We start from the raw sequence: 26,455 nt of genomic DNA, 5'->3' as shown, positions 1-26,455 counted from the left end.
CGCTGACCGAGCGCCGCATCGTCATGGCCAGCCACAACGAGGGCAAGGTGCGCGAGAACGCCGCCTTGCTGGCCGGGCACGGCATCGAGGTGGTCAGCGCCAGGTCGCTGAACCTGCCGGTGCCCGAGGAAACGGAGGCCAGCTTCGTCGGCAACGCCACGATCAAGGCGGTGGCTGCGGCGCGCGCTTCCGGCCTGGTGGCGCTGGCCGATGACAGCGGCTTCTCCGTGGCGTCGCTGAACGGCGATCCCGGCGTGCGCACCGCCGACTGGGCCGAGCTGCCGGATGGGCGGCGCGACTACCCGGCCGCCATGGCCCGGCTGGAGGCCCTGGCGCGGCCGCACCCCGACCGCACCGCCTGGTTCACCTGCGCCCTGGTGCTGGCCTGGCCGGACGGCCACACGGAAGCCTTTGAAGGCCGCGCGATGGGCCGCTGGGTCTGGCCGCCGCGCGGCGAGGCGGGCTTCGGCTATGACCCAATGTTTCAGCCGGACGGCCACGACCAGACCTTTGCCGAGATGGGCAGCGCGGCGAAGCACCGCATCAGCCACCGGGCCGCCGCCTTCCGCCTGCTGGACGAGGGCTGCCTGACCGGCTGAGGAACGGGAACGCCCCTGTTGCGTTGCTGGCGCAGTGCCACGCGAAGGGGATTCCCGATGTTGACGCGACGCGACCTTGCATCAGCCCTGCCGGCGCTGGCCGCGCCGGCCCTGCTTCTCCCGGGGCAGGCGCGGCCGGCCCATGCCGCCGTGCCGCCCGGCATCCTGGCGATCGCGCGGCAGATCGACGACATCACCAGCCTCGACCCGCACGACTCCTTCGAGGCGTCCAGCGGCGAGATCATGGGCAACATCTATGACCGGCTACTGGCCGTGGACCCGGCGAATTCCACCCGCATGGTGGGCGACCTCGCCGAGCGCTGGGAGGTGGCGGCGGACAGCCAGGGCTTCACCTTCCATCTGCGCGCGGACCGCGTCTTCGCATCCGGCGCGCCCGTCACCGCGGAAGATGTGGCGTTCTCGTTCCAGCGCGCGGTGACGCTGAACAAGGCACCGGCCTTTATCCTGGGCCAGTTCGGCCTGACGCCGGACAACGTGGCGGAACGGGTTCAGGCCAGCGGCCCCCGCAGCGTGACGCTGCGCATCGCCGAGCCGCGCGCGCCGAGCTTCGTGCTGTACTGCCTCAACGCCAACGTCGCCAGCATCGTCGAGAAGGCGGCGGTGATGCGCCACGCCCAGGGGAATGACTGGGGCAATGGCTGGCTGCGGCAGAACAGCGCGGGTTCCGGCGCCTGGACCCTGCGCGAGTGGCGCGCCAGCGAGAGCGTGATGCTGGAGGCCAATCCCCGTCACCCTTCGGCCCCGGCGCTGCGCCGGGTGCTGATCCGCCACGTGCCGGACCCGGCGGCGCAGCTGCTGCAGCTGCGCCAGGGCGACATGGACATCGCCCGCAACCTCAGTGCCGACCAGATCCAGGGGCTGGAAGGCGACGAGGCGTTCCGCGTCCTGCGCCAGGACCGCGCTTTCCTGCTGTATCTCGGCCTCAACCAAGCCCATCCGATGCTCGGGCGGCCGCCCGTGGCGCAGGCTATCAAATGGGCCATCGACTACACCGGCATCGAGCGCAACCTGGTGCGCGGCACCTGGCGCGTGCACCAGGATTTCCTGCCCGCCGGCATGCCGGGCGCGCTGGACGACACCAGCTTCCGCCACGACCCCGACCGTGCCCGCGCCCTGCTGCGCGAAGCCGGCGCGGCGGAGGGCTTCGCCATCACGCTCGACCATTTCTCCAGCCTGCCGCACGCCGACGTGGCCCAGGCGATCCAGGCCGACCTCGACGCGGTCGGCATCCGCGTGCGCCTGCTGTCCGGCGAGCAGCGGCAGGTGATCACCAAGACCCGTGCCCGGCAGCACGAGGCGGCGCTGCTGTACTGGGGCTCGGATTATTTCGACCCGCATTCCAACGCCCAGGCCTTCCTGGTGAACCCTGATGATGGCGACGATTCGCCGCTCAAGACCGTGGCGTGGCGCAACCATTGGCGCGACCCGGCCCTGAGCGAGGCGGCCCAGGCCAACACACGCGAGGTGGACACCGCACGGCGGCTCGACACCTATCGCCGGCTGCAGCGCGAGTTCCGCGAACGCTCTCCCCTGCCGATCCTGCTGCAGCAGCAGGAAGTGGCGGTGACCCGTCGGGAGGTGGAGAATTTCCGTCTGGGCGGCATCGCCTACCGCACGCTGTTCGCGCCGGTGCGGAAGGGTTGATGCGGCGGGGCCCGCGCGACGGTGCCATCATCAGGTTGCGGTGTGTCGCCAGCCTGGCGTGGCGCTGCTCGGGGCGGCCCGTCGCCTTGGGCATCTTGGGCATGCCTCGTCAACAAGGGCAGCGCCGCTCACCTGTTCAGGCGACAGCGCCGGCATGAAGGAGATGTCATGCACGGTTCCGCGCCGATCGGCCGTGGCGGCGGCGCCGGTGGCGCTGACGCGACATCGCGTTCGCGGGGCGGCGCGCCGTTCGCGGAGATGTTGCGGCTGGCGGGCTGCATCAGGAGCGGTCCGGGAACGGCATTTCCCCGGACCTCACTCATTCCTCCAGCGGAAAGGCGGCGGGGCGGACCCGCTTCACCGTTTCGACAGGTCGACCACCCCGGCGAAGCCGGTCTCGGTGCCGAAGGCCAGCCGCGTTCCCGACGGGTTCCAGGCAAGCGCCGACACCGCGCCCCGCCCCGGCGCCGCCACCGGCACGATCTTGCCCGAGCCGATCTCGGCCATCAGCACCAGACCGTCCTGGAAGCCGGCCGCCACCACCTCGTGCTGCGGATGGCAGGCCACCTGGGTGCAGACGATGCTGTCGCCGCCGGCCAGCTCCACCGGCGGCTTGCCCATGGGCCCGCCAGCAAAGAACGGCCAGAGCACGACGCAATCCGCCCCCGCCGTGGCCAGCCAGCGCCCCTTGGCGGTGAAGGAGAAGGATTTGACCTTGGCAGGATAGCCGGACATCCGCATGTCCTGCTGGTCGGTCAGGCGCCAGCCATGCAGCGCGTTCTCCTGCATGGTGGTGACCACATGGGTGCCATCCGGGCTGAACAGCACCTGCTGGTGGCTGCCTTTCCAGGGCAGCACGCGCGGCTTGTCCTCCTTGCTGTTGACGAACCAGACGCTGGCGCCGTTGTAATGCCCGGCCGCGACCCGCTTGCCCTTGGCGTCGAAGGCGACGCCGCCCACCGTGGAGGGATGGACGAGCGCCTTCAGCTTCGCCCCGTCGCGGCCGAACAGGTGCACCACCTTGCCCACCGAGGCGGCGCGTAGCCCGGATGGATGGCTGGCCAGGTGCTCCACCCACTTCATGGTGCCGAAATCGGCGAGTTCGCTGATCTCGCCCGCGGCGGTGACGCGCAGGAACCTGCCGTCATCGCCGCCGGACAGAAAGCCGTTCTCGGCATCCGGCACCAGCGACAGGGCGGCGCCGTCATGCGCCTCCACCCGGCGCCACTCATCCTCGGTCGAGGCCAGCCGCAGCGTGCCGTCGCCGAGCGAGAAGGCGCAGCCATGACCATCCCGCCCGAAGGCCACCGCCATCACCCAGGCGCCCAGCTCCTCCGACCGGCCGCGGGAGGACAGCAGGAAATCCGCGTCGTTCGCCGTCTCGCTCATCCGGCCACACATCCCTCGAAGCCGCGGCGCAGCTGCGGACGGTTCAGATTGCGGCCGATGAAGACGATCTTGGATTTGCGCGGATCGCCTTCCTTCCAGGGGCCGATGAAGTCGCCATCGGCGATCATGTGCACGGCCTGGAAGGCGAAGCGCCGATCCTCGCCCTGGTAGTGGAGGATGCCCTTGGTGCGCAGCAGGTCCTGGCCCTTGGATTGCAGCAGGCCGCCGATCCAGGCGTTGAACAGCTCGGGGTCGATCGGGCGCTCCACCTCGAAGCTCATGCTCAGCACGTCGTCATTGTGCTCGTGCTCGTCGGATTCCAGGAAATCCGGCTCGCGCTCCAGGATGCGCTCCAGCTTGAAGGCGTCGCGGCCGATCACCGCATCCACCGGCACATCGGATTTGGTGGCGCGGCGGATCTCGGCATAGGGGTTGATCGCCTTGATGCGGCGCTCGACCTCGGCGGCCTCGTCCTCGGTCACCAGGTCCATCTTGTTGAGCACGATCACATCGGCGAAGGCGATCTGCTCCTCCGCCTCCTTGCTGTCCTCCAGCCGGGCCAGGAGGTTCTTGGCATCCACCACGGTGACGATGGCGTCGAGCCGCGTCGCGCGCTTGACGTCCTCATCCATGAAAAAGGTCTGCGCCACCGGGGCCGGATTGGCGAGGCCGGTGGTTTCCACGATGATGCCGTCGAACCGGCCGCGGCGCTTCATCAGCCCGCCCAGGATACGCACCAGATCGCCGCGCACGGTGCAGCAGATGCAGCCATTGTTCATCTCGAACACTTCCTCGTCGGCGTCGATGACGAGGTCGTTGTCCACGCCGAGTTCCCCGAATTCGTTGATCACCACCGCGAATTTCTTGCCGTGGTTCTCGCTGAGGATGCGGTTCAGCAGGGTGGTCTTGCCGGCGCCGAGATAGCCGGTGAGAACGGTAACGGGAATGGTGGTGTCGCTGGTCTCGCTCATGCGGGTTCCTCCTGCCGGGTCGGGATCGGGCGGCGCTTGGGATGTTATATGATACGCATGACGCCCCAGGTCACGGGGGGTGCCGTGTGCCCGGAACGGGTCTGCCTTGTCCAAGGGTTGCCGGCAAGGCTAGGTTCCCGCCCCGCCCTTCCGACGGGCCGCCGCGAGCATGGACTTGCGCCAGGCCGAACTGTACCAACCTGTAGTTGCAGAAATGAGACGGGCGAAGACTGGACGGCAAAGCTTGCGGTCGCCAAACCGGGAGCAGCGCGGAACGTTGAGTGCGGTGCAGCGTGGATCTGGCGGGTCGAACATGAGCGTGAGCGGAGACGAGGCGGGCCGGGTGCGGGTTGAGCATCCTGAGGAAGAGGATGTGCAGGGCGAAGGCTGGCAGCAAAGCCGCGGCGTTCCCGCCCAGGGCCGCGTCGAGAGCGATGCGGAATCGGCGGCCCATTCGCCCACCGGCGGACCCGGCTTCCGGCACTGGCAGGAGGCGACGGTGTCCGACCCGGGGCTGGGGAATCGCGGCAGCGTGTTCTTCGCCGCGGTCGAGATGACCCGGATGCCGATGATCCTCACCAACCCGAACCAGCACGACAACCCGATCGTGTTCGCCAACCGCGCCTTCGAGGACCTGACCGGCTACCGCCAGGACGAGATCATCGGGCGCAACTGCCGCTTCCTTCAGGGTGCGCAGACGGAGCGGGAACAGGTGGCCCTGCTGCGCCGGGCCGTGGCCGCCGAGGAGCCGATCTCCGTTGAGATCCTGAACTACAAGCGCGATGGCACGCCGTTCTGGAACGGCGTCTACATCGCCCCGGTCTATGATGATGAGAACCGGCTGATCTACTTCTTCGCCTCGCAACTCGATGTCAGCCGCCGCCGGGCCTCGGAACAGGCCTTCCGGCAGGCGCAGAAGATGGAATCGATCGGCCAGCTCACCGCCGGGCTGGCGCATGACTTCAACAACCTGCTGCAGTCCATCTCCGGCAGCCTGGAATTGCTGGGCCGCCGGACGGAGGATCCGACATCCCTGCGCTACCTGTCGCGCGCGGCCGAGGCCGCCGATCGTGGCGCCAAGCTGACCAAGCAGCTGCTGGCCTTCGCCCGCAAGACGCGGCTGGACCCGCGGCCGACCGAGCTCAACACCCTGATCAACGAATTCGGCGACATGCTGGAAAGCTCGGTCGGCAACCAGGTCGAACTGCGCTTCAACCTGCAGCGCCGCCTGCCGCCGGCGCAGCTCGATCCCGTTCACCTGGAGATGGCGCTGTTGAACGTGGTCATCAACGCGCGCGACGCGATGCCGCAAGGCGGCACGGTGACCATCACCACCACGGTGGAAACCCTGCCCGATAACGGCCTGCCCGGCGGACGTTACGTGGTGCTGTCAGTGGCCGATACCGGCTGCGGCATGCCGCCGCACGTGCTGGAGCGCGCCACCGAGCCGTTCTTCACCACCAAGGGCACCGGCAAGGGCACCGGGCTCGGCCTCGCCATGGCGCTAGGCTTCGTGCAGCAATCCCTGGGCAAGCTGGAGATCCGGAGCGAGCTGGGCCAGGGCACCACCATCCGCATGCTGTTCCCGGCGGCGCCCGAGATCTCCACGCCGCCCCGCCCGGCCGCCCCGCGATCCCAGGAGATCGAGCGGCGCGGCGCCGCCGAAACCGTTCTGGTGGTCGAGGACAGCGAGGACGTGCTGGCCCTGGCCTGCGAACAGCTGGAGGATCTGGGCTACCGCGTTCTGCCGGCCGGCAACGCCGACGAGGCGCTGGCGATCCTCGACCGCCAGGGCGCCGACGGCATCGACCTGCTGTTCTCGGACATCCTGATGCCGGGCAGCATGAACGGCCTGATGCTGGCGGAAATCTTCCGGGAGCGGGCGCCCCACGCGGCGGTCCTGCTCACCACCGGCTACAACGAGGATCTGACGGTGCAGGTGCCGCGCTCCTCCAGCATGGATGTGCTGGGCAAGCCGTATCGCCGCTCGGAACTGGCTGATCGGGTGCGGTCGGCGCTGGATGGCCGCGGGCGGGAGCGCGGGCCGCGCGCCGGGGCGCCGCGGCCGAACATCGGCCCCGAGCACCAGGGCTGACGCATCCGCCTCAGGCGGCCGGCGGTTCCGCGGCGTAGCCGGCCACCGCCGCGACCTCGGCCGTGCATCCCATCACCACCGCGACGCGCTGGTGCAGGCTGTCCGGCGGGATGTCGAGGATGCGCCGCGCGCCGTCGGTGGCCGCGCCGCCCGCCTGCTCGATGATCAGGCCGAGCGGGTTGGCCTCGTACATCAGCCGCAGCTTGCCGGCCCGGTCCGGCTCCCGCGAGTCCCAGGGATACAGGAAGATGCCACCGCGGCGCAGGATCCGCTCGATGTCGGCCACCATGGAGCCGGTCCAGCGCATGTTGAAATCGGCGCCGCGCGGGCCGTCGCGGCCGGCGATGCAGTCGGCGACGTAGCGCCGCATTCCCGGCGCCCAGTGCCGCTGGTTCGACATGTTGACGGCGAATTCGCGATGACCGGCGGGGATGGTGATGTTGCGCTGGGTCAGCACCCAGGAGCCCACCTCGCGGTCCAGCGTGAAGCCGAACACGCCGCTGCCGAAGGTCAGCACCAGGGTGGTCTGCGGCCCGTAGATCGCGTAGCCCGCCGCCACCTGCTGCCGCCCTGGCTGCAGGAAATCCGCCTCGGTCACGGCGCGGCCGGACACCGCCTCCGGCGCCTTCAGCACCGAGAAGATGGTGCCGACGCTGAGATTGACGTCGATGTTGCTGGAACCATCGATCGGGTCGTAGACCAGCAGGTACTCGCCCTTGGGGTAGCGATGCGGGATGGGATGGATCGCCTCCATCTCCTCCGACGCCAGGGCGGCGAGGTTGCCGCCCCATTCATTGGCGTCGAGCAGGATATCGTTGGCGATCACGTCCAGCTTCTTCTGCACCTCGCCCTGGACGTTCTGCTGCCCGAGGCTGCCGAGCACCCCGCCCAGCTCGCCCTTGTTGATGGTGAAGCTGATCGCCTTGCAGGCGCGCGCCACCACCTCGATCAGCAGGCGCAGCTGCGGCGGCAGGTTCTTGTCCTGCCGCTGCTGCTCGATCAGGAAGCGGGACAGGGTGATGCGCTGCATGCGGGAAGCTCCTTGAGCGAGGCGGTGGGCGGGGCATCGCCCGGGGCCGCGCCCTGATCCCGTTCCGCTACGGCCAGCGTGCCTGGGGATCAAGCGGCAGCACCGGGCGCGGCTGCCAGGGTCCGGCCCGGTCCATGTTCTGCACGAAGCCCGGCATCCCGCCCAGGGAGCACGAGGCCCCGGCCCGCGCATCGGCCAGCATCGCCTCGCCCTCCAGCCGGCAACGGGCGCGGTCATCCGCCTCCGTTGCCGGCGGGGCGAAGCGGTGGCATTCGATGGAAAAGCCCGGCAGGGCGATGCGCGCACCCCCCGTCACAGCGTCAGCCCCAGCAGCTCGGCATGGCGCTGCGTGCTTTTCAGCCCGCTGCCGGTCAGCACCACCACCGTGGTCTCGTGGCGGCCGATGGTACCCGCCTCCAGCAGCCGGGCGAAGGCGGCCGCGGCCTGGGCGCAGGTCGGCTCCACATAGAGGCCGCGCCGGGCCAGGCCGCGCGTGGCCTCGATGATCTCCGCCTCCTCCAGCAGCACGGCGCCGCCGCCACTTTCGCGCAGCGCCGCCAGGTTCTCGGCCAGACGGACCGGATGGGCGATGGCGGTGCCTTCGGCCACGGTCGGGCGTGGTGCTTCCTCCGGCAGGCGCAGGAAAGCGCGGGCGATCGGGCCGCAATGCGCCGGCTGCGCCGCGAACAGGCGGGGCAGCCGGTCGATCTCGCCGGCGCGCCGCAACTCGGCGAAGCCGATGGCGCAGCCGAGGATGTTGGAGCCGGCGCCGCAGGGAATGATCACATTGTCCGGCGCGCGGAAGCCGAGATCCTCCCAAAGCTCATAGGCCAGCGTCTTGGTGCCGTGCAGAAAGAAAGGCTGCCAGTTGTGGCTGGCGTAGAAGATGTCCCGGGCCTGCGCGACCGCCGCGTCGGCGCAGTCCTGCCGGCTGCCCGGAACCAGCTCGATCTCGGCGCCCAGGGTCTGCGACTGCACCGTCTTGGCCGGGCTGGTCGAGTCCGGCACCAGGATCTTGGCGCGCATCCCGCCCGCCGCCGCATAGGTGGCGATGGCGGCGCCGCCATTGCCCGAGGAATCCTCCAGCACGCGAAACACGCCCTGCGACCGCAGCAGCGACAGCATCACCGAGGCGCCGCGGTCCTTGAAGGAGCCGCTCGGCATGAACCATTCGCATTTGAAGCGGACCGGCGCACCGGCCCATTCGCCCGGCAGCAGCGGCGTGCAGCCCTCGCCCAGCGTGATCGGCGCATCCGGCCGGAAGGGCAGGGCGGCGGCATAGCGCCACAGGCTGCCCTTGCTGCGGTCGATGTCGCCGCGGCCCAGGCCGGGCAGGTCGGTCAACAGCAGCGGCTGGCCCTCGGGGCCGCACCAGCGCGGCTCGGCGAGCGGAAAGGTGGCCCCGGTGCGGGGATCCAGATAGGCAGGCTCTTGCATGCCCGAATCCTGGCCCCTCCGCGCCGCCGCGGCAAGACGGCTTGCCGCGGCGCGGCGGGCGCGGGATAGGCTGCTGCCATGTCCGATTCCGATGCCGTTGCCCGCCTCGCCGCCGATCTGGTCCAGCTGGACAGCCGGTCCTTCCTGTCCAACCGCGCAGTCGCGGACCGCATCGCCGCCGAGCTCGGTGGCTTCGAGGTGGAGCGGCTAGACTACACGGATCCCGACGGTGTGGCGAAGCAGGTGATCGTGGCGCATCGCGGGCCGCCGGGCGGCGTGGCGCTGTCGGGCCACATGGACACCGTGCCGGACACTGGCTGGACCACCGATCCCTTTTCCGGCCGCATCGATGCCGACGGGGTGCTGCACGGCCTCGGCGCCACCGACATGAAGGGACAGCTCGCCGCCTGCATCGTCGCCGCCCGGGGATTGCCGGAAGGAGTGGCAGCGACGCTGCTGATCACAACCGACGAGGAAACCACCAAGCAGGGCGCAAAGCTGATCGCCGAGCGGTCGGCGCTGGCCCGCCGCGCCGCGCCGCGCGCCATCCTGGTGGCCGAGCCGACCGAGAGGGTGCCGGTGCGCGGCCACCGCTCCAACATCGACTTCGTGGCGGTGGCCGAAGGGGTGCAGGCGCATTCCTCCCTGGGCACGGGGCGGAACGCCAACTGGGCGCTGGTGCCGTTTCTCGCCGAGATGAAGGCCTTGGCCGAGCGCCTGCGCGCCGACCCGTCCCTGCACGACGCCGCCTACGACCCCGTGTTCAGCGATTTCAACCTGCTGCTCGACAATCACGGCGCGGCGGTGAACGTGACGGTGCCCCGGGCCACCGCCCGCATCAAGTTCCGCTACAGCCGCAGCATCGACCCGGACCCGGTGGTGCGGGCCGTCGAGCAGGCGGCGCAGCGCGCCGGACTGGCACTGGCGGTGCTGCGGCAGGGGCCGCCGCCGGAGATGCCGGCCGACCATCCACTGGTGCGCGCCGCCGAGGCCGCCACCGGCCGCAAGGCCGAGACCCGCCCCTTCGGCACCGATGCCAGCGAATTGCAGGAATTGGCGCCCTGCCTGATCCTGGGGCCGGGCTCGATCGCCTCGGCGCATAGCCCGCGGGAAAACGTGGCCGTGGCGGAACTGGCGGCGGGGGTGGCGCTGTTCCGGCGGCTGATGCAGGGCTGAGCCGCCGCAACCGGAGCCCCGCCGGGGCGCTGTTCTGCCGGAACCCGACACGGCAGAAAGGTATCAGCGCATGAAGGCCATCAAGCTGCGCGCCCCCGGCGGGCTGGACCGCCTGGAGGTCGTGGACCTGCCCGATCCCGGCACGCCCGGGCCTGGGGAGATCCGCGTCCGGCTGCATGCCAGCTCACTGAACTACCACGACTTCGCCGTCGTCAAGGGCGCCATCCCGACCGAGGATGGCCGCATCCCGATGTCGGACGGCGCCGGGGTGGTGGAGGCGGTGGGCGAGGACGTGCCCGGCTTCGCGCCCGGCGATGCCGTGGTGTCCGGCTTTTTTCCGCACTGGCAGGACGGACCCGCCGAGGTCGGCGACTTCAGGACCGTGCCCGGCGACGGCGTCGATGGCTATGCGCGGGAAGCGGTGGTGCGCCCCGCCTCCTGGTTCACCCCCGTTCCCCGCGGCTGGTCGCATGCCGAGGCGGCGACGCTGACCACGGCGGGGCTCACCGCCTGGCGCGCCCTGGTGGTGGACGGCAACATCCGGGCCGGCGACGTGGTGCTGGTGCTGGGCACCGGCGGCGTTTCGGTCTTCGCCCTGCAATTCGCCCGCATGATGGGGGCGATCGTGGTCGCCACCTCCTCCTCCGATGCCAAGCTGGAGCGGATGCGCGAACTCGGCGCGGCGCACACCATCAACTACAGGTCCACGCCCGAATGGGGCCGGGCGGTGCAGGACTGGACCGGCGGCCGCGGCGCCGACCACGTGGTGGAGGTGGGCGGCGCCGGCACACTGGCGCAATCCATCCGCGCCGCCCGCATCGGCGGCCACATCGCGCTGATCGGCGTGCTGACCGGCCGCTCGGGCGAGGTGCCCACGGCCCTGCTGATGGCCAGGCAGCAGCGGCTGCAGGGATTGATCGTCGGCAGCCACCGGCACCAGCGGGAGATGATCCGCGCCATCGACGCCACCGGCATGCGCCCGGTGATCGACCGCCGCTTCGCGCTGCCCAACATCGCCGACGCCTTCCGCCACCAGGAGGCCGGCGCGCATTTTGGCAAGATCGCGCTGGAGTTCTGAATGGAACCGCGGCGCCGCCCGGCCGTTCTTCAGGGGAGAACCAGCAAGGGAGCGCCACCATGCCCGACGAGAAGCCGCAGGATACCGAGCAGACCAAGAAGCCGGCCGAGCAGCCGGTGGACGAGAAGGCGCAGGAAGACGCGGCCAAGGAACGCGAGAAGACCGGCGGCTACCAGTAACGCGCCGAGCTACTCCGCTGGCGGTGCCTTGGCCTTGGCGCGGGGCGGCGTCAGCGGCTCCGGATGCATGGCGAACAGGTCGGCCGGCGTCACCGCGCCGTGCAGGCGCTGCGCCTTGAACCGTTCCCGGTCCAGGCGGCGGATCTCCTGTTCCACCAGCTCCGCCGTGTCCCGCGGCACGCCGAGCCCGACCAGGGCTTCCCGCCCCAGTGCCAGGGCCGATTCCAGGGTTTCCCGCACCACTTCGTCGGCGCCGGCGGCCAGAAGCTGCAGCGCGTGCGGCCGGTCATAGGCCCGGGCGATGCAGGGCAGTTCCGGAAAGGCTTCCCGCACCACCTGCACGATGCGGGTGGTGGCTTCCGGCCGGTGGGTGCAGACCAGGATCATCCGCACCTTCTCCGCCCCGGCCGCGCGCAGCACGTCGAGCCGCGTGCCGTCGCCGTAGAAGACGCGGGCGCCGAACCGCGCCGCCTCCTCGATGCGGCGCACATCGGAGTCTAGCAGGGTCAGGCTGACGCCCTGGCGCAGCAGCACCTGCGCCACCAGCTGGCCGAAACGGCCGAAGCCGATCATCAGCACGGCGCCGTCCGCCCCGGCATAATCCTCGTCCGGGATGTCCTGCCCGCAGCGTCGCAGAATGGCCGGGCCGAAGCGGATCAGCAGCGGCGTCGTCGCCATGGACAGCGTCACCAGCGCCACCAGCAGGCTGGCCTGCTCGGCGCTCAGCACGCCGGCCGCGGCGGCGGCGGTGTAGAGCACGAAGCCGAATTCGCCACCCTGGGCGAGCAGCAGCCCCGCACGTAGCGCCACCGTCGCCGGATGGCCGAACAGGCGCGCCAGGGCATGCACCGCCAGCAGCTTCACCACCACCAGCACCACGACGCCGGCCAGCAGCACCGGCCAGCGCGCGGCGATCACGCCGAGATCCAGCCCCATGCCGACCGACAGAAAGAACAGGCCCAGCAGCAGGCCGCGAAACGGCTCGATATCCGCTTCCAGCTCGTGCCGGTAATTCGACTCCGCCAGCAGGACCCCGGCCAGAAAGGCGCCCATGGCCATCGACAGGCCGGCGATCGCCATCAGCCCGGCGGCCCCCAGCACCACCAGCAGCGCCGCCGCCGTCATGATCTCCCGTGCGCCGGAACGGGCCAGCAGGCCGAAAAACGGGTTCAGCAGGAACCGCCCGGCCAGCACCACGGCGGCAACGGCGCCCAGCGCCAGCGCGGCCGCCTGCCAGGGGGAGCCTTCGTGCTCCGGCGCGAAGGGCGACAGAAACGCCACCAGCGCCAGCAGCGGCACGATGGCCAGGTCCTGCAGCAGCAGCATGGCGAAGGCGGTGCGGCCATGCGCCGCCTCCACCTCGCCGCTGTCTTCCAGCAGCGGCAACACCAGCGCGGTGGAGGACAGGGCCAGGCCGAGCCCCGCCACCAGCGCCGCCGGCACGCTCCATCCGAGGCCGTAGGCCAGGCCGAGGCTGAGCAATCCGCCGCACACCAGCATCTGCGCCGTACCCAGCCCGAAGATATCGCGCCGCAACGCCCAGAGCCGCCGCAGGTTCAGCTCCAGCCCGATAATGAACAGCAGCAGCACGATGCCCAGCTCGGCCACCCCCGCCACCCGGCCGGAGGTCGCAAACAGCCCCAGAACAAAGGGGCCGATGGCAACGCCGGCAGCGATATAGCCCAGCACCGAGCCGAGCCCCAGCCGCTTGAACAGCGGCACCGCCAGCACGGCGGCCGCCAGCAGCACCATCGGCTCCAACAAGGGTGGGGCGTGGTGGGCTTCTTCCATCGGCATGTCCCGCTAAAATGGATGGATTAGCGCATCCGCGACGGCGGCGCGCAATGCGGCGCGAACAATCCCGCCCTGCGCCCCCGCTTCCCGGCTCGCCCCTGGCCCGGCCGGCCCGAAGCGGGCAGGATGGCCCGCGCATCATGGCCGACACCTTCCACCTCGATCTTCCCGACCTCGCCGCCACCGAGGCGCTGGCCGCCCGCGCCGCGGCCCTGGCCCGGCCCGGCGACGCCATTCTGCTGGAAGGACCGCTCGGCGCCGGCAAGTCGGCCTTCTGCCGCGCCTTTCTGCGCGCCGCGGCGGACGATCCGGAGTTGGAAGTGCCCTCGCCCTCCTTCACCCTCGTGCAGGGTTATGAATTGCCGCTGGGCGCGGCGCATCATTTCGACCTGTACCGCCTGTCCGGCCCGGACGAACTGGAGGAGCTGGGCTGGGACGAAGCGCGCGACGGCCTCGTGCTGGTGGAATGGCCGGACCGGCTGGGCTGGCTCGAGCCTGAGGCCGCGCTTCGCCTGCGCCTGATCCCGGATGGCGAGGCGCGGCGTGCGTCCGTGTCGGGATGGGATGCGGCCAGGCTGCGGGCGCTGGTCCAGGATCCCGGGCGGAGCTGAACAGCCAAGCAAGGAATTCATCCATGCGCCGTCCGCGCCTGCCTGCGGAGTGCCCGGGGAAGCCCCGTCGCCCGGCACCGGATGCCGCATTCCATGAGGCCTGAACTCGACCGGCGCCGCCTGTGGCGGTTGCCGCTGCTGTCTCCGCGGCAATGGCGCCGCCGCCTCGGCTTCTGGCTGGAGACGGCGCTAGTGGGCCTGGTGGCGGTGGGCTTCGCCTGGCTGGCCGATGCGGCGCAGGGGCCTTCCTGCATCTCGCCCAAGCCGCGCCGCTGCTGGTGTTCCTGATCGCTCCGGCCGGGCTGGCGCTGTCCATGGTGCTGACCCGAGGGTGGTTTCCCGGCGCACAGGGCAGCGGCATTCCGCAGGTGATCGCCGCGCTGCACGAGGCCGATCCAGGCCGGGCCGGCGCGCTGCTGACGCTGCGCATCGCGTACGGCAGGGTGCTGCTGACGTTGCTGGGATTGCTGTCCGGCGCCTCCATCGGGCGGGAAGGGCCGACGGTGCAGGTGGCGCCGCCATCATGCACGCCATCGCCGGTGGCAGCGCCTGCCGCACCAGGACATGATGTGGGTCTTCATGCCGGCCGGCGGCGCGGCCGGGATGGCCGCCGCCTTCAACACGCCGCTGGCCGGGCTGGTCTTCGCCATCGAGGTGCTGAGCCATTCCGTTCGCTCCCCCACCGGGGCCATGACCCTGACGGCGGTGGTGATCGGCGGCGTCGTGTCCACCGCCCTGGTTGGCAATTACGTGTAGTTCGGCGTCAGCCATGCGGGGCTGGAGATCGGCAGCGGCTGGGGGGGGCTGGTCTGCGGCTACCTGGGAGGGCTGGTGGGGGGCGGCTTCGCGTCTGCGCTGCTGCAACCTGCCGCGGCTGCTGCCAGGGGCGCTGCGCCGGCTCTCCGTGGCGCGGCCGGCCGCGTTCGCCGCCGGGTGCGGGTTGCTGCTGGCGGCGATCGGCTGGTGCTCGGGCGGCACCAGCTACGGCACCGGCTACGAACAGGCCCGGATGCTGGTGGAAGGGCAGGCGGGCGTGCCGCTCGACTTTCCCATCTGGAAGTTGCTGGCCACGGTGGTGTCCTACCTGAGCGGCATCCCCGGCGGCATCTTCGCGCCTTCCTTGTCGATCGGCGCCGCATCGGCCAATGGCTGGCCGGGCTGCTGCCGCTGGCCTCGGTCGGCGCTCCGGGTGGCACGGTGGTGCTGCTCGGCATGGCAGCCTATTTCTCGCGGGTGGTGCAGGCGCCAATCACCGCCGCGATGACCGTGTTGGAGATGACCAGCAACTACGCCCTGGCGGTGCCGCTCATGGCGACCTCGCTGGTTGCCTTCGTGGCGTTCCGCCTGGTGTGCCGCCGCCCGTTCTACAGCAGCATGGCGCGGCGCTTCCTGAAGCACTAGGCCAGGGCGCTACAGGCCCAGGCCGGCCGGCCTGTCCTGCCCGGCATGCACCGGGCAGCCGTCGCGGATGCCACGGAAGTGTCCGGCATCCTGGTATGTCGCCTGTCCCGCCCGCGGGATGCCCCCGCGGGATGCCGCCCGCGGGCGCTGTGCCCGGCGCCATGTCCCGGGGCTGAACTGCATGCCAGCATGATCCGCGCTGGGCTGCGGCGCCACCACCAGCCGCCACGCTGCGGTCAGGCCTTTCCTGGTCCGGCTCCACACCGAAGGCTTCCTCGCTGCGATGGGTGGAGAAACGCAGCGCCAGCGGATGCGGGCCTGCCGTGCCGCACAGGCCATGGCCAAGCCGGCGTCAGGTGGCCCGAGACGCGCAGCCCGCCTTTCCACAGGGCGGGGCGGCGCCGGGTAGGTCCGCGAGGGTAGGAGGGCAGGCGGAAAACGCCGCGCCATGCCCCCTGCGGCCCGCTCAGCCTATGCGGATGATCCGGGCCAGCGCCGCCACATGCTCGGGCGGCGTCTGCGGCACGATGCCGTGACCCAGGTTGAACACGAAGGGCCGTCCCCGCATCGCCGCCAGAATGGAGCGCGCCTCCGCCTCCAGCGCCGCGCCGCCAGCCACCACGGCCTGCGGGTCCAGGTTGCCCTGCAGGGTAACGCCAGGGGCTACGTTGGCGGCCGCCCAGCGCGGGTCCATGCCGGTATCCATGGCCACGGTGCCGACCCCCACCCGATCGGCGTATTCGACGATCAGCGGCCCGGCCAGGCGCGGAAACCCGATCAGCGGGATGTCGGGGCGGACCTTGCGGATGCCGCGCACGATGGCCGCCGCCGGCTCGATGGACCAGCGGCGGAACTGGGCCGGGGAGAGCAGCCCGGCCCAGCTGTCGAACAGCATCAGCGCCTCGGCCCCCGCCTCCGCCTGGGCGAGCAGGTATTCCACGGTGCTGTCCACCAGCAGCCGGATCAGCTTCGCGAACAACAGCGGGTCGGCATGGGCGAGGCGCCGCGTTTCCGCGAACTCCTTTCCCCCTTTGCCGTCGACCATGTAGCAGGCGACCGTGAACGGGCTACCCGCGAAGCCGATCAGGGCCGTTCTCGGCGCTTCCGCTTCCAGGCCGGCCCGCACCCGGGCCACCGTCTCCAGGATCGGCGCGATGTTGGCCCGCACGGCGCCGGGCCTGAGCGTCGCCAAGCCGGCCGCGTCGCGGATCGGCGCCAGCAGCGGCCCTTCCCCTTCGGCATAGCGCAGCGGCTGTCCCAGCGCCCAGGGCAGCATCAGGATGTCGCTGAACAGGATGGCGCCGTCCATGCCGTAGCGGCGGATCGGCTGCAGCGTCACCTCCGCCGCCAGCTCGGGCGTGGTGCAGAGGGCGATGAAATCGCCCGCCTGGGCGCGGAGCTGCCGGTATTCCGGCAGGTACCGCCCGGCCTGGCGCATCAGCCAGAAGGGTGGCGGCCAGGGCGCTTCGCCGGAGAAGGCGCGGAGCAGGGGCTTTTGGGCGTGTTCCATGGACCCTCTCTCTCTGAAAAAGAGTCTTTAAGAAAGGTGGGGAGTCTATAGGGCCTGTGGATAAGGGGGACGCAGTGGACCGACTCGCCATCCACAAAGTTTTCCACAGGGTGGACTCGGGTGAGAATCGTGCTGTGCAGCGGGATTTCGGCGATTTTCCCGAGTCAGCGCGGACCGATCTGAAGAATCATACCCAGGCCTTTGATTCCGTGCCCTTCATCCCCGTGTTACCCCCATGGGCTTCGCAAGGGGCAATCTTTTCCCCATTGTTCACCCTAATCCCCGTTATCCTCCACCGCCGGAAACCTCGCTTTCGGGCCGAACAGCAGAACAACCCGCACCGATGCCGAACCGCATGTTCAACCTGCACCTGGTTTCCGACAGCACCGGGGAGACGCTGAATTCCATTGCCCGGGCCACCCTGGCGCGGTTCTCCGATCCGCATGTGGTGCACCACCGCTGGTCCCTGGTGCGTTCCCACCTGCAGCTGGAGCAGGTGCTGGAAGGCATCAAGGCCGAGCCCGGGCCGGTGATGTTCACCCTCGTGGACCGCTCCCTGCGCCACGCCCTGGAAGGGGTGTGCCAGCAGATCGGCGTGCCCTGCCTGTCGGTGCTGGACCCGGTAATGAACCTGCTGCAGGCGCAGCTCGGCCAGGAAGCCAAGGAGAAGCGCGCCGCCCAATACGTGCTGGACGCCGATTACTTCCGCCGCATCGACGCCATGCACTACGTGCTGGCGCATGATGACGGCCAGGGCGTCGCAGGTATCGAGGAAGCGGATTGCGTTCTGGTGGGCGTCTCGCGCTCCTCCAAGACGCCGACCTGCTTCTACCTGGCGAATCGCGGCATCAAGGCGGCCAACGTGCCTATCGTGCCGACCTCGCCGCTGCCGGCCGAGCTGGAGAACCCGCCCTGTCCGGTGATTGGCCTGACCATCGACACCACGGCGCTGATTGATATTCGCCGGCACCGGCTGAAGATCATCGGCGCCGGCGGCGTTCGCCAGGACACCAATGATTACGTAGATTTCGAGGCGGTAAAGGCCGAGATCCAGGCGGCGCGCCGTCTCTGCACCAGCCATGGCTGGCCGGTGATCGACGTCACCCGCCGCTCCATCGAGGAAACCGCGGCCACGGTGCTGCAGCTGATGGAGGCCTGGCATGCCCGGCGCGCCCAGCACGGCCCGAAGCCCGGAATGATCGGCGCGTGAGCATGCGGCTGGTGCTGGCTTCCTCCTCCGCCACCCGGGCCGCGCTGCTGCGCTCGGCCGGGCTCGCCTTCGAGGCCCTGCCGACGGCGGTGGACGAGGCAGCGCTGAAGCAATCCGCCCGGGCCGAGGAATTATCCGCCGCCGATGCCGCCATCCTGCTGGCCGAGGCCAAGGCGATGCGCATCGCCCGCCGCGATCCGGAAGCGCTGGTGATCGGCGCCGACCAGCTCCTGGTCTGCGATGGCCAGTGGTTCGACAAGCCCGAGAACCCCGCCGCGGCGCGGGCACAGCTCCTGACGCTGCGCGGCAAGCCGCATACGCTGTTCACCGCACTGGTGCTGTGGCGCGGCGGCCGGCGCGTCTGGCAGCACGTGGCGACGCCCAAGCTGGTGATGCGCGAATTTTCCGAGGCGTTCCTCGACCGCTACCTGGCAGCGGAGGGCGAGGCGGTCTGCGCCTCGGTGGGTGCCTACCGGCTGGAAGGCCTGGGGGTGCAACTGTTCCGCGACGTGCAGGGGGAGCACAGCGCCATTCTGGGCCTGCCGCTGCTGCCGTTGCTCGGCTTTCTGCGGCAGCACGGCGCGATCGAAAGCTAGGTCGGGGCTGGGGCGCACGACGCGTCCACCCGCGCCCGCAAGCCATGACCCACCGCCTTGTTCCTGCCGTTCCACCCGTCGGGCGCCGGCACCTGGACTGGTGAGAACAGCGGCACCGCGCCTTCCGGTCGCCGCAGCCACGCCCCGGCCGTCGCCCTCAACCGCGCGATCGTGCCTGATTGCGGCCTGCATCCGGCAGGCGCGGCCCTGCGCCCGGGCGCTGGCCGCCGGCCGCAACCCTGCCGGACGCACGGCATTGCAGCGCGAGGCTGCCGAAAAGGACTGAGCGGATGGCGACGGGTTTGCTGGCGCTGCTGGATGATGTGGCGGCGATCGCCAAGGTGGCCGCCGCGACGCTGGATGATGTGGCAGGCCAGGCGGCGCGTGCCGGCACCAAGGCGGCCGGTGTGGTGATCGACGATGCCGCGGTGACGCCGCGCTACGTCACCGGCTTCGCGGCGGAGCGCGAATTGCCGATCGTCTGGAAGATCGCGCTCGGCTCGCTGAAGAACAAGCTGCTCTACCTACTGCCGGTCGCCCTGCTGCTGAGCGCCTTCGCTCCCTGGGCCATCACGCCGCTGCTGATGCTGGGCGGGTTCTTTCTCTGCTACGAGGGGGCGGAAAAGGTGCTCCACGCCCTCAGCCCGCAGGCCGCCGAGCATCACGAGAAGGCGGCCGCGCCCTCCCGCGCTGATGCCCGGCTGCTGGAGGACCAGAAGGTCAACAGCGCCATCAAGACCGACTTCATCCTGTCGGCCGAGATCATGGCGCTGACGCTGTCCACCCTGGCCGTGGGCCCGGTCTGGCTGCGGGCGCTGATCCTGGCGCTGGTGGGGCTGGGGCTGACGGCGCTGGTGTATGGCGGGGTCGGGCTGATCGTGAAGGCGGACGATGTCGGCGTCTCGCTGGCCGCCAACCCGGCGCCGGCCTCCAGCCTGCTGGGCCTGCGGCGGAGCGCCGGGCCGCCGGGCGGGCTGGACCGCGCCCTGGCGCCGGCCACGCAACTGCTCGGGCGCGGCCTGGTGCGCTTCATGCCCTGGTTCCTGCGCATCCTGGCGGTGGTCGGCACCGCCGCGATGGTGTGGGTGGGCGGCGGCATCATCCTGCACGGGCTGGAAGGCTTCGGCCTCGCCGCGCCGGCGCATCTGGCGGAAGGCATCTCCGAATCCGCCGTCGAGGCGGTGCCGCATGCCCTGGCCGGCGCGGCGGGCTGGCTGGCGGGCGCCGCCGCCGCCGGCGTAGTGGGGCTCGCCGTGGGGGCGCTGCTGATCCCGCTGGTGCAGTTCGTGGTCGCGCCGCTGTTCAACCGCCTGCGGCCGGCCGGGCCGGGCTAGGCCAGGGCTTGCTCCACCGCCGCCTCGGCATGGATCAGCGTGGTGTCGAACAGCGGCACGGCGCTGTCGGACGGGCGGACCAGCAGCATGATCTCGGTGCAGCCGAGGATCACCGCCCCGGCGCCGCGCGCCACCAGCCGCGCGATCACCTGGCGGTATTCCTCGCGCGAGGCCGGCTCGATCCGGCCCTGCACCAGCTCGTCATAGATGATGCGGTGGACGGTGGCGCGGTCGGCCGCCTCCGGCACCAGTACCTCCAGCCCGTGCCGGTCGACGAGGCGGCCCCTGTAGAACTCGCCCTCCATGGTGAAGGCGGTGCCGAGCAGTCCGATGCGGCCGATCCCCGCGGCGCGGATGCGCTCCGCCGTCGGGTCGGCGATGTGCAGGATGGGAATGCCGATCGCCGCCTGCACGGCCTCGGCCATACGGTGCATGGTGTTGGTGCAGATCACGATGAAATCGGCGCCGCCGCGCTCCAGGCGCCGCGCCGCCTCGATCATCAGCGCGGTGGCGCCCTCCCAGTCGCCGCGATGCTGCAGCGCCTCGACCTCGGCGAAGTCAAAGGACCACATCAGGCAGCGGGCGGAATGCAGGCCGCCCAGCCGGTCCCGCACCAAGCGGTTGATGATGCGATAATATTCGGCCGAGCTTTCCCAGCTCATGCCGCCCAGCAGCCCGATCACCTTCTGCGGCATGGCGGCGTTCATCCCAGCATCTTGCCGATCACCCGGGCGGTGTAGTCCACCACCGGGATCACCCGTCCATAATTGATCCGGGTCGGGCCGATCACGCCGAGGGCGCCCACGATCTGCTCCTTCCGGTCGCGGAAGGGCGAGACCACCATGGACAGGCCAGCACTGTTGAACAGCCCCGACTCGGCGCCGATGAAGATCTGCACGCCCTGGCCGCGCTGCGCCAGCTCCAGCAGGCGCAGCATGGTTTCCTGCGCCTCCAGCCGCTCGAACAGCGCCTGGATCTCCTGCAGCCGGGCGATCTCGTCGATGTTCTCCAGCAGCTTCGACTGGCCACGCAGGATCAGCGAGCCGCCGCCGCCGCCCGACCAGGTGGCCAGCCCCGACTCCACCATCTGTCCGGTCAGCTCGTCGAGCGCGGAGCGGTTGGCCTGGATTTCCTCGGCCACGGCGCCGCGGGTTTCCTCCAGCGTGCGGCCGGACAGGCGGGCGTTGAGATAGTTGGAGGCCTGGGAGAAGGCGGAAGGCGGCAGCCCGGCTGGCACCTCGATGACGCGGTTCTCCACCTGGCCATGGGCGTTCACCAGCACCACCAGGGCGCGGCCGGGCGACAATGCCACGAACTCGATGTGCTTCACCGGCGCCTCGGTCTTCGGCGCCACCACGAGGCCGGCGGCACCGGCCAGGCCGGAGAGCATCTGCCCGGCTTCCGACAGAGTTTCCTCCATGGAGCGGCCGGCGGCGGCGCAGCGGGCGGCGATGTTCTCGCGGTCCTCGTCCGACAGGTCGCCGAATTCCAGCAGGCCGTCGACGAACAGGCGCAGTCCCTGCTCGGTGGGCAGCCGGCCGGCCGAGGTGTGCGGGGCGTAGAGCAGCCCGGCTTCCTCCAGATCCGCCATGGCGTTGCGGATGGTGGCCGGCGACAGCGCCAGCGGCAGGCGGCGGGACAGGGTGCGGGAGCCCACCGGCTCTCCGGTCTGGACATAGAGTTCCACCACCTCGCGCAGGATCGCCGCTGCCCGGTTGTTCAGGCCGGACAGGCGCGGCAGCTCCGCACGCTGGCCGGAGAACAAGGGAGTCGGGGCTCTCGGCACGCGGTTCATCTCCTCGCTGCGACGGCAGGGGCGTGGCGCCACGACCTCACCAGGGCTTGATGGCCCAGACGACGCTTTGGCGGCATCATGTCACGCTGTGACACATCCTGGCCATGAAGCGGTTGCATCTCATGCTTATTGGGTTGCCGTGACGCCGAGACAAGCGGGCATGCAGCTCCGCCTTTCGCGACGGCACCAGCAGGCAAGGAGGTCATCATGACGGATACGGCCGTTTCCCGGCTCTGGCCCCTGGCCCTGATGAGCTGGCTGGCCGCCATGCCGCCCTCGCCGCGCCAAGCCGACGCCACCCCGCTGCCGGACAAGGCCGAGCAGGCGGTGGCCCCGCCGGCCGACGCCGCCGATCCGCGCGAGCCGGACGCCGGCCGGTGACCAACCCGGTGTTGGTGGCTTTCCTGCTGGTGCTGCTGTTATTCGCGCTCAGCGCCTCGCTGGTGGCCATGCTGCTGAACCGGGCCCCGCGCTTTCCCGGACTGGCCGCCTGCCTCGTGGTGGTGGCGATGATCGGCCTGTCCTGGGGCGGCGCGGCGCTGCTGACCCACTGAAGGCCCGGTGCCGGGATGGCAAAGGAGGGATCAGCCGCGCCAGAAGCGCGGCATGAACAGGATCAGCACGGTGAACAGCTCAAGCCGGCCGAGCAGCATGGCGAAGCAGAGCAGCCATTTCGCCCCGGCCGGGATGGCGGCGTAGTTGCCGGACGGCCCGATCGAGGTGCCGAGGCCGGGGCCCACATTGGACAACATGCTGACGGCGGCGCTGGCGCTGGTCAGGAAATCCAGCTCAAACAACATCAGCGCGATGGTCAGCGCGCCGTAGCAGATGAAATACAGCGCGAAGAACACCACCACCGAGCCCACCACGTCATCCGGCAGCGGTTTGCCGCCATAAACGCGCGGAAATACCCCGCGCGGATACAGCAGGCGCAGGAAATGCGCCCGCAGCATCAGCGCCACCACCTCGAAGCGGAAGATCTTCATGCCGCCGGAGGTCGAGCCGGTGCAGCCGCCGATAAACATCAGCCCATAGAACAGGCCGGTCGCCGCATTGCCCCAGGTGGTGTAGTCGGAGGAGGCGAAGCCGGTGGTGGTCACCACCGACACCACGCTCAGCATGGCGTGGCGGATCGCCGCCTCGGGGCCGTAGAGGCCCCGCCCCCAGAGCCACAGCGCCAGCAGGCCGGACACCACCAGGATCAGGCCCAGGAAGCTGCGCACCTGCGGATCGCGCCACAGCGCCCAGTCGCCCCGCAGCGCGCGCACGTACAACACGAAGGGCAGCGCGCCGGCCAGCATGCCGCAGGTCGCGATCCAGTGCACCGCCGGGATCTGCCAGCGTGCCAGGGAGGTGTCGGCGGTGGAGAAGCCGGCCGTGGAAATGGTGCTGAGCGCGTGCGTCACCGCCTCGAACGGCGCCATGCCCGCCAGGAAATAGGCGATGCCGCAGGCCAGGGTCAGCGTCGCGTAGACGATGGTGATGGCCTTGGCGATCTGCCGCGCGCGCGGCAGCACCTTCTCCGACCGGTCGGAGCTTTCGGTGCGGAACAGCTGCATGCCGCCGACGCCGAGCGCCGGGAGGATCGCGACCACCGTGGCGATGATGCCGATGCCGCCCAGCCATTGCAGCAGGGAGCGCCACAGCAGGATGCCGGGCGGCGCGTGATCCAGCCCGGACATCACCGTGGCGCCCGTGGTGGTCAGCCCCGAGACAGCCTCGAAATAGCTGTGCGTGAGGTGGCCGCCGAGGCCCGGCTGCGCCGACAGGAAGAACGGAATGGCGGCCGCGGCCGAGGTCAGCGCCCAGCTCAGCGGCGTCAGCACGAAGGCCTGCCGCAGCGTCAGCCCGCTGGCGAGGTTGCAGCGCGTGGCGCGCACCATCAGCGCGGCGACAATGGCGACGCCGAGGCTGGCGAGCAGGAACGGCTTCCAGTCTGGGTTGCCGTACAGCCCGTCCACCGCCGCCGGCAGCAGCATGAAGCCGCTCAGCGCCAGCAGCATGAAGCCCGACAGGTGCAGCACCGGCCGCATCGCCGGCGGCGCCCAGGACGCCGCCGCCCGCCGGGCCATGGGTTCAGGCTTCATCGGCCTCGATCGGATTCTGCGGCGGCCGCTGGGGCAGTTCCTGCCCGGGAATGCTGAGCACCGTCTCGGCCGCCCGCAACGCGTCATGCGCCACCACGGCGATCACGTGGTCGCCCGGCCGCACCTGCGTGGTGGCATCGGGAATGATCGCGTCCTTGCCGCGCAGCACGGCGCCCACTAGCATGCCGCGCGGCAGGCCGACCTGGCCGAGCGGCGCCGCCACCAGCGGCGAGCCGGCCAGCGCCTCGGCTTCCAGCACCTCGCCGAAATCGCCGCGCAGCCGGTGCACCTGGGTGATGGCGCCGCGGCGCACATGCCGCAGAATGGAGGAAATGGTGATGGCGCTAGGGCTCACCACCACGTCGATGCCCATCGCGTCCAACACCGGCTCATAGGATGCCTTGTTGACCAGCGTCACGGCGCGGCCGCAGCCCGCCCGCTTGGCCAGCACGGAAACGAAGATGTTGGTTTCATCGTCATTGGTCACCGCCACCAGGGTATCGACGGTGCCGACATGGGCCTCCTCCAGCAGGTCGCGCTCCAGCGCATCGCCCTGCAGCACCACCACATCAGGGCCGAGCTCGCGCGCGATCGCCTCGGCGCGCTGCGGGTCGTGCTCGATCAGCTTCAGGGACACGAGCGATTCCTGGGCCAGCCGCCGCGCCAGGTGCAGCCCCACATTGCCGCCGCCCACGATCAGCAGCCGCCGCGCCGGCACGTCGCGGTGGCCGAAGGCGGTCATGATCCGGTGCATCAGCGCCGGCTGCGCGATGACGTAGAGATCGTCGCCGACGCGCAGCCGCTCGGTCTCGGCCGGTACCGCGGCGCGGTCTTCGCGCAGCAGCGCCACGACCACGAAGCCGCTGCGTGCCGCCTCTTGCCGCAGCGCGCCGACCGAGCGCCCGGCAACCGGCGCGCCGTCCTCCACTTTCAGCCCCAGGAGCTGCACCCGCCCCTCGGCCAGCGGCACCATGTCGAAGGCGCCCGGCGTGTGCAGGCGGCGGGCGATGCCGCGCGCCACCTCCCGCTCGGGCGAGATGATCACGTCGATCGGCATCTGGTCCAGGGCGTAGAGATCCTGCCAGATCGGCTCCAGATAGCCATGGTGACGCAGGCGGGCGATGCGCCGCTTCACCCGGAACAGGGAATGGGCGACCTGGCAGGCCACCATGTTCACCTCGTCCGAACGGGTGACGGCCACCAGCAGGTCGGCATCCTGCGCCCCGGCCTCGCGCAGCGTCGCGGGATGGGATGCGTGGCCCACCATGCCGCGCACGTCATAGCTTTCATCGGCGCGGCGGGCCTGCGCGGGATCGAGGTCGATCACCGTGACATCATTGCCCTCCCGTGCCAGGTGGCGGGCGATGGTGGAGCCGACCTGGCCGGCGCCGCAGACGATTACCCGCATCGGTCCCGCACCTCGGTGATGGCGCAACTCAGGTGGTACAGGCTGCTGGCCGGGGCAGGCTCCCCGCTGAAGCTGCCATCCGGAAGGCGCCGCTCGTGCCACAGCCCGTCGGGGCGCAGATAGCCGTGCAGCACGCGCCCGGCCTCAGCGAAGTCGTCCGGCCGGTTGTGGCGGCGCAGGGCGGCGGATTTCAGCCGCTCGGCCTGGGGCCACAGCCGGGCGCCCGCCGAGCGGATCGTGCCGTCGCTGCCGACCACGTCGAACAGCGCGCCGGTCCCGGGATCGCGCCCCCACCCGTCGACGAAGCGCTGCAGCGCCGCGGCTTCCTCCGGCGCGGCCTGCACGCCGGCGAGGCGGGCATGCTGGTCGAGCAGCCAGATCCATTCGCAGGCATGGCCCGGCTCTGCCGGGTGCGGATCGTCCATCGGGCGCAGATCATCCGTGAAGAACTCGGCCAGGGTGCCGCTGCCCGGCTGAAACAACCGGGTGCGGAACAGCGCCACGAGGCGGCCGGCTGCGTCGAGGAAGCGCTGGTCGCCGAAGCTGGCGGCGGCGGCGAGGCGTGCTTCCAGCAGGTGCATGTGCGGGTTCTGCCGGCGCGGCAGGTCGGGCGGCAGGGATTCGAGATAGCCGCCCTCGGCATGGGTCAGGTGGTGCTCGATGAAATCGTCCAGCGCCAGGGCGGCGTCCCGCAGTTCCGTGCCCGGCTGCACCGTGGCGGCGGTGGACAGGGCCAGCAGCACGAAGGCGTGGTCGTACAGGTCGCGCCGGTCATCGATCACCTGGTTGTCCAGGCTGAAGCGCCAGGCATAGCCGCCATCGGGCCGCGCCGCGTGCCGGCGCAGGAAGCGCAGACCCAGCTCCACCGCCTCATCGGCTCGGGGAAGGCCGTGCCGCTGCGCCAGGCTGAAACTGTAGACCTGGCGCGCGGCGACGCGCAGGCGCCGGAATGGAACCGGGCAGTGGCGGCTCTCCAGGTCGAGGCTCTCGTGGAAAGCGCCCTCGCGCCAATCGACACCGTGGGACAGCCACAGCGGCCACGCCGCACCCGCCAGCCAGGACCAGAGATCGTGCATCACGCTTCCGGCGT

General features: G+C 70.6%; 25 protein-coding genes and 2 pseudogenes. 15 read left to right on the top strand and 12 right to left on the bottom strand.

Annotation, left to right across the window (positions count from 1 at the left end):
- Positions 1-23 precede the first annotated feature (23 nt).
- Together D2K64_RS04575 and D2K64_RS04570 are read left to right on the top strand one after the other, a co-directional pair.
- Complete coding sequence (locus D2K64_RS04575) at positions 24-599, top strand: non-canonical purine NTP pyrophosphatase (RefSeq protein WP_120007302.1); 576 nt, start codon at positions 24-26, stop codon at positions 597-599.
- Positions 600-656: 57 nt separating this feature from the next.
- Entirely contained in the window at positions 657-2,264 is a 1,608-nt protein-coding gene (locus D2K64_RS04570) for an ABC transporter substrate-binding protein (RefSeq protein WP_120007034.1), read from the top strand.
- Between the two features lie 357 nt (positions 2,265-2,621).
- Here the strand turns inward: D2K64_RS04570 and D2K64_RS04565 are convergent, their stop codons facing one another.
- Both D2K64_RS04565 and D2K64_RS04560 read right to left on the bottom strand, forming a co-directional pair.
- Positions 2,622-3,653, bottom strand: a complete 1,032-nt coding sequence (locus tag D2K64_RS04565; RefSeq protein WP_120007033.1) for a WD40 repeat domain-containing protein — start codon at positions 3,651-3,653, stop codon at positions 2,622-2,624.
- Positions 3,650-4,624, bottom strand: coding sequence for a CobW family GTP-binding protein (locus D2K64_RS04560; protein ID WP_120007032.1), 975 nt, complete (start codon positions 4,622-4,624; stop codon positions 3,650-3,652). Before D2K64_RS04560 ends, D2K64_RS04565 begins: the two co-directional genes overlap by 4 nt.
- 313 nt (positions 4,625-4,937) lie before the next feature.
- On the opposite strand from D2K64_RS04560, the gene D2K64_RS04555 reads away from it, so the two are divergent.
- Complete coding sequence (locus tag D2K64_RS04555) at positions 4,938-6,719, top strand: histidine kinase famiy protein (RefSeq protein ID WP_120007031.1); 1,782 nt, start codon at positions 4,938-4,940, stop codon at positions 6,717-6,719.
- A 10-nt stretch (positions 6,720-6,729) separates the two neighbouring features.
- Here D2K64_RS04555 and D2K64_RS04550 read toward each other — a convergent pair whose 3' ends face one another.
- The 3 genes from D2K64_RS04550 to D2K64_RS04540 all read right to left on the bottom strand — a co-directional run bounded on the left by D2K64_RS04550 (position 6,730) and on the right by D2K64_RS04540 (position 9,186).
- Positions 6,730-7,749, bottom strand: coding sequence for a class 1 fructose-bisphosphatase (locus D2K64_RS04550; protein WP_120007030.1), 1,020 nt, complete (start codon positions 7,747-7,749; stop codon positions 6,730-6,732).
- 67 nt (positions 7,750-7,816) lie between these two features.
- Positions 7,817-8,065, bottom strand: coding sequence for a hypothetical protein (locus tag D2K64_RS04545; RefSeq protein WP_202910475.1), 249 nt, complete (start codon positions 8,063-8,065; stop codon positions 7,817-7,819).
- Positions 8,062-9,186, bottom strand: coding sequence for a threonine synthase (locus tag D2K64_RS04540; RefSeq protein WP_120007029.1), 1,125 nt, complete (start codon positions 9,184-9,186; stop codon positions 8,062-8,064). The genes D2K64_RS04545 and D2K64_RS04540 overlap by 4 nt, the downstream gene beginning before the upstream one ends.
- Positions 9,187-9,264: 78 nt before the next feature.
- Between D2K64_RS04540 and D2K64_RS04535 the strand changes: the two genes are divergently transcribed.
- Positions 9,265-10,362: a M20 family metallopeptidase gene (locus D2K64_RS04535; RefSeq protein WP_120007028.1), complete on the top strand. Its 1,098-nt coding sequence runs from the start codon at positions 9,265-9,267 to the stop codon at positions 10,360-10,362.
- A 70-nt stretch (positions 10,363-10,432) separates the two neighbouring features.
- Positions 10,433-11,440, top strand: coding sequence for a zinc-dependent alcohol dehydrogenase family protein (locus D2K64_RS04530; protein WP_120007027.1), 1,008 nt, complete (start codon positions 10,433-10,435; stop codon positions 11,438-11,440).
- 188 nt (positions 11,441-11,628) lie between these two features.
- Here the strand turns inward: D2K64_RS04530 and D2K64_RS04525 are convergent, their stop codons facing one another.
- Entirely contained in the window at positions 11,629-13,410 is a 1,782-nt protein-coding gene (locus D2K64_RS04525; protein ID WP_120007301.1) for a monovalent cation:proton antiporter-2 (CPA2) family protein, read from the bottom strand.
- A 143-nt stretch (positions 13,411-13,553) separates the two neighbouring features.
- Between D2K64_RS04525 and tsaE the strand changes: the two genes are divergently transcribed.
- The 5 genes and pseudogenes from tsaE to D2K64_RS26110 all read left to right on the top strand — a co-directional run bounded on the left by tsaE (position 13,554) and on the right by D2K64_RS26110 (position 15,425).
- Entirely contained in the window at positions 13,554-14,024 is a 471-nt protein-coding gene (gene tsaE / locus D2K64_RS04520; RefSeq protein WP_120007300.1) for a tRNA (adenosine(37)-N6)-threonylcarbamoyltransferase complex ATPase subunit type 1 TsaE, read from the top strand.
- A gap of 93 nt (positions 14,025-14,117) precedes the next feature.
- Complete coding sequence (locus tag D2K64_RS25355; RefSeq protein WP_238384012.1) at positions 14,118-14,312, top strand: hypothetical protein; 195 nt, start codon at positions 14,118-14,120, stop codon at positions 14,310-14,312.
- A gap of 26 nt (positions 14,313-14,338) precedes the next feature.
- Positions 14,339-14,479 (top strand): annotated as a pseudogene (locus D2K64_RS26115) (chloride channel protein); the annotation flags it as partial.
- A gap of 109 nt (positions 14,480-14,588) precedes the next feature.
- On the top strand, positions 14,589-14,780 hold the full coding sequence (locus D2K64_RS25895) for a chloride channel protein (protein WP_120007026.1): 192 nt from the start codon (positions 14,589-14,591) through the stop codon (positions 14,778-14,780).
- Positions 14,781-14,793: 13 nt separating this feature from the next.
- Positions 14,794-15,425: pseudogene (locus tag D2K64_RS26110) on the top strand (chloride channel protein).
- A gap of 466 nt (positions 15,426-15,891) precedes the next feature.
- On the opposite strand, the gene hemE reads toward D2K64_RS26110, so the two are convergent.
- Complete coding sequence (gene hemE / locus D2K64_RS04495; RefSeq protein WP_120007023.1) at positions 15,892-16,935, bottom strand: uroporphyrinogen decarboxylase; 1,044 nt, start codon at positions 16,933-16,935, stop codon at positions 15,892-15,894.
- Between the two features lie 343 nt (positions 16,936-17,278).
- Between hemE and D2K64_RS04490 the strand changes: the two genes are divergently transcribed.
- The 3 genes from D2K64_RS04490 (at position 17,279) to D2K64_RS04480 (ending at position 20,075) form a co-directional block, all read left to right on the top strand.
- The gene (locus tag D2K64_RS04490; RefSeq protein ID WP_120007022.1) at positions 17,279-18,145 is read left to right on the top strand and encodes a pyruvate, water dikinase regulatory protein; all 867 of its coding nucleotides are present in this window, start codon (positions 17,279-17,281) and stop codon (positions 18,143-18,145) included.
- Between the two features lie 2 nt (positions 18,146-18,147).
- Positions 18,148-18,741 (top strand): Maf family protein, encoded by a 594-nt coding sequence (locus D2K64_RS04485; RefSeq protein WP_120007021.1) that lies wholly within the window; start codon positions 18,148-18,150, stop codon positions 18,739-18,741.
- 290 nt (positions 18,742-19,031) lie between these two features.
- Positions 19,032-20,075: a DUF808 domain-containing protein gene (locus tag D2K64_RS04480; RefSeq protein WP_120007020.1), complete on the top strand. Its 1,044-nt coding sequence runs from the start codon at positions 19,032-19,034 to the stop codon at positions 20,073-20,075.
- Here D2K64_RS04480 and D2K64_RS04475 read toward each other — a convergent pair.
- Together D2K64_RS04475 and hrcA are read right to left on the bottom strand one after the other, a co-directional pair.
- Positions 20,072-20,770: an aspartate/glutamate racemase family protein gene (locus tag D2K64_RS04475; protein WP_120007299.1), complete on the bottom strand. Its 699-nt coding sequence runs from the start codon at positions 20,768-20,770 to the stop codon at positions 20,072-20,074. The two genes, D2K64_RS04480 and D2K64_RS04475, sit on opposite strands and share 4 nt — an antisense overlap.
- Positions 20,771-20,778: 8 nt before the next feature.
- Positions 20,779-21,870, bottom strand: coding sequence for a heat-inducible transcriptional repressor HrcA (gene hrcA / locus D2K64_RS04470; RefSeq protein ID WP_120007019.1), 1,092 nt, complete (start codon positions 21,868-21,870; stop codon positions 20,779-20,781).
- A gap of 207 nt (positions 21,871-22,077) precedes the next feature.
- Here hrcA and D2K64_RS24240 point away from each other — a divergent pair, with 207 nt between their 5' ends.
- Both D2K64_RS24240 and D2K64_RS24235 read left to right on the top strand, forming a co-directional pair.
- Positions 22,078-22,251: a hypothetical protein gene (locus D2K64_RS24240; protein WP_157985723.1), complete on the top strand. Its 174-nt coding sequence runs from the start codon at positions 22,078-22,080 to the stop codon at positions 22,249-22,251.
- Positions 22,248-22,424, top strand: a complete 177-nt coding sequence (locus D2K64_RS24235) for a hypothetical protein (RefSeq protein ID WP_157985722.1) — start codon at positions 22,248-22,250, stop codon at positions 22,422-22,424. The genes D2K64_RS24240 and D2K64_RS24235 overlap by 4 nt, the downstream gene beginning before the upstream one ends.
- 30 nt (positions 22,425-22,454) lie before the next feature.
- Here D2K64_RS24235 and D2K64_RS04465 read toward each other — a convergent pair whose 3' ends face one another.
- The 3 genes from D2K64_RS04465 to D2K64_RS04455 are packed head-to-tail and all read right to left on the bottom strand — an operon-like array spanning position 22,455 to position 26,441.
- Positions 22,455-23,957 carry a TrkH family potassium uptake protein gene (locus tag D2K64_RS04465; protein ID WP_238384009.1) on the bottom strand — a complete coding sequence of 501 codons (1,503 nt, stop codon included), beginning with the start codon at positions 23,955-23,957 and terminating at the stop codon, positions 22,455-22,457.
- Complete coding sequence (trkA, locus tag D2K64_RS04460; RefSeq protein WP_120007018.1) at positions 23,947-25,365, bottom strand: Trk system potassium transporter TrkA; 1,419 nt, start codon at positions 25,363-25,365, stop codon at positions 23,947-23,949. The genes D2K64_RS04465 and trkA overlap by 11 nt, the downstream gene beginning before the upstream one ends.
- Positions 25,356-26,441, bottom strand: a complete 1,086-nt coding sequence (locus D2K64_RS04455; RefSeq protein WP_120007017.1) for an AGE family epimerase/isomerase — start codon at positions 26,439-26,441, stop codon at positions 25,356-25,358. Before D2K64_RS04455 ends, trkA begins: the two co-directional genes overlap by 10 nt.
- Between the last annotated feature and the right edge of the window lie 14 nt (positions 26,442-26,455).

The sequence above is a fragment of the Teichococcus vastitatis genome, from assembly GCF_003604215.1.
Taxonomy (GTDB): Bacteria; Pseudomonadota; Alphaproteobacteria; order Acetobacterales; family Acetobacteraceae; genus Pseudoroseomonas; species Pseudoroseomonas vastitatis.
The sequence above is the reverse complement of the archived record's forward strand: the minus strand, read 5'-3'. Positions and strand labels throughout refer to the sequence as shown.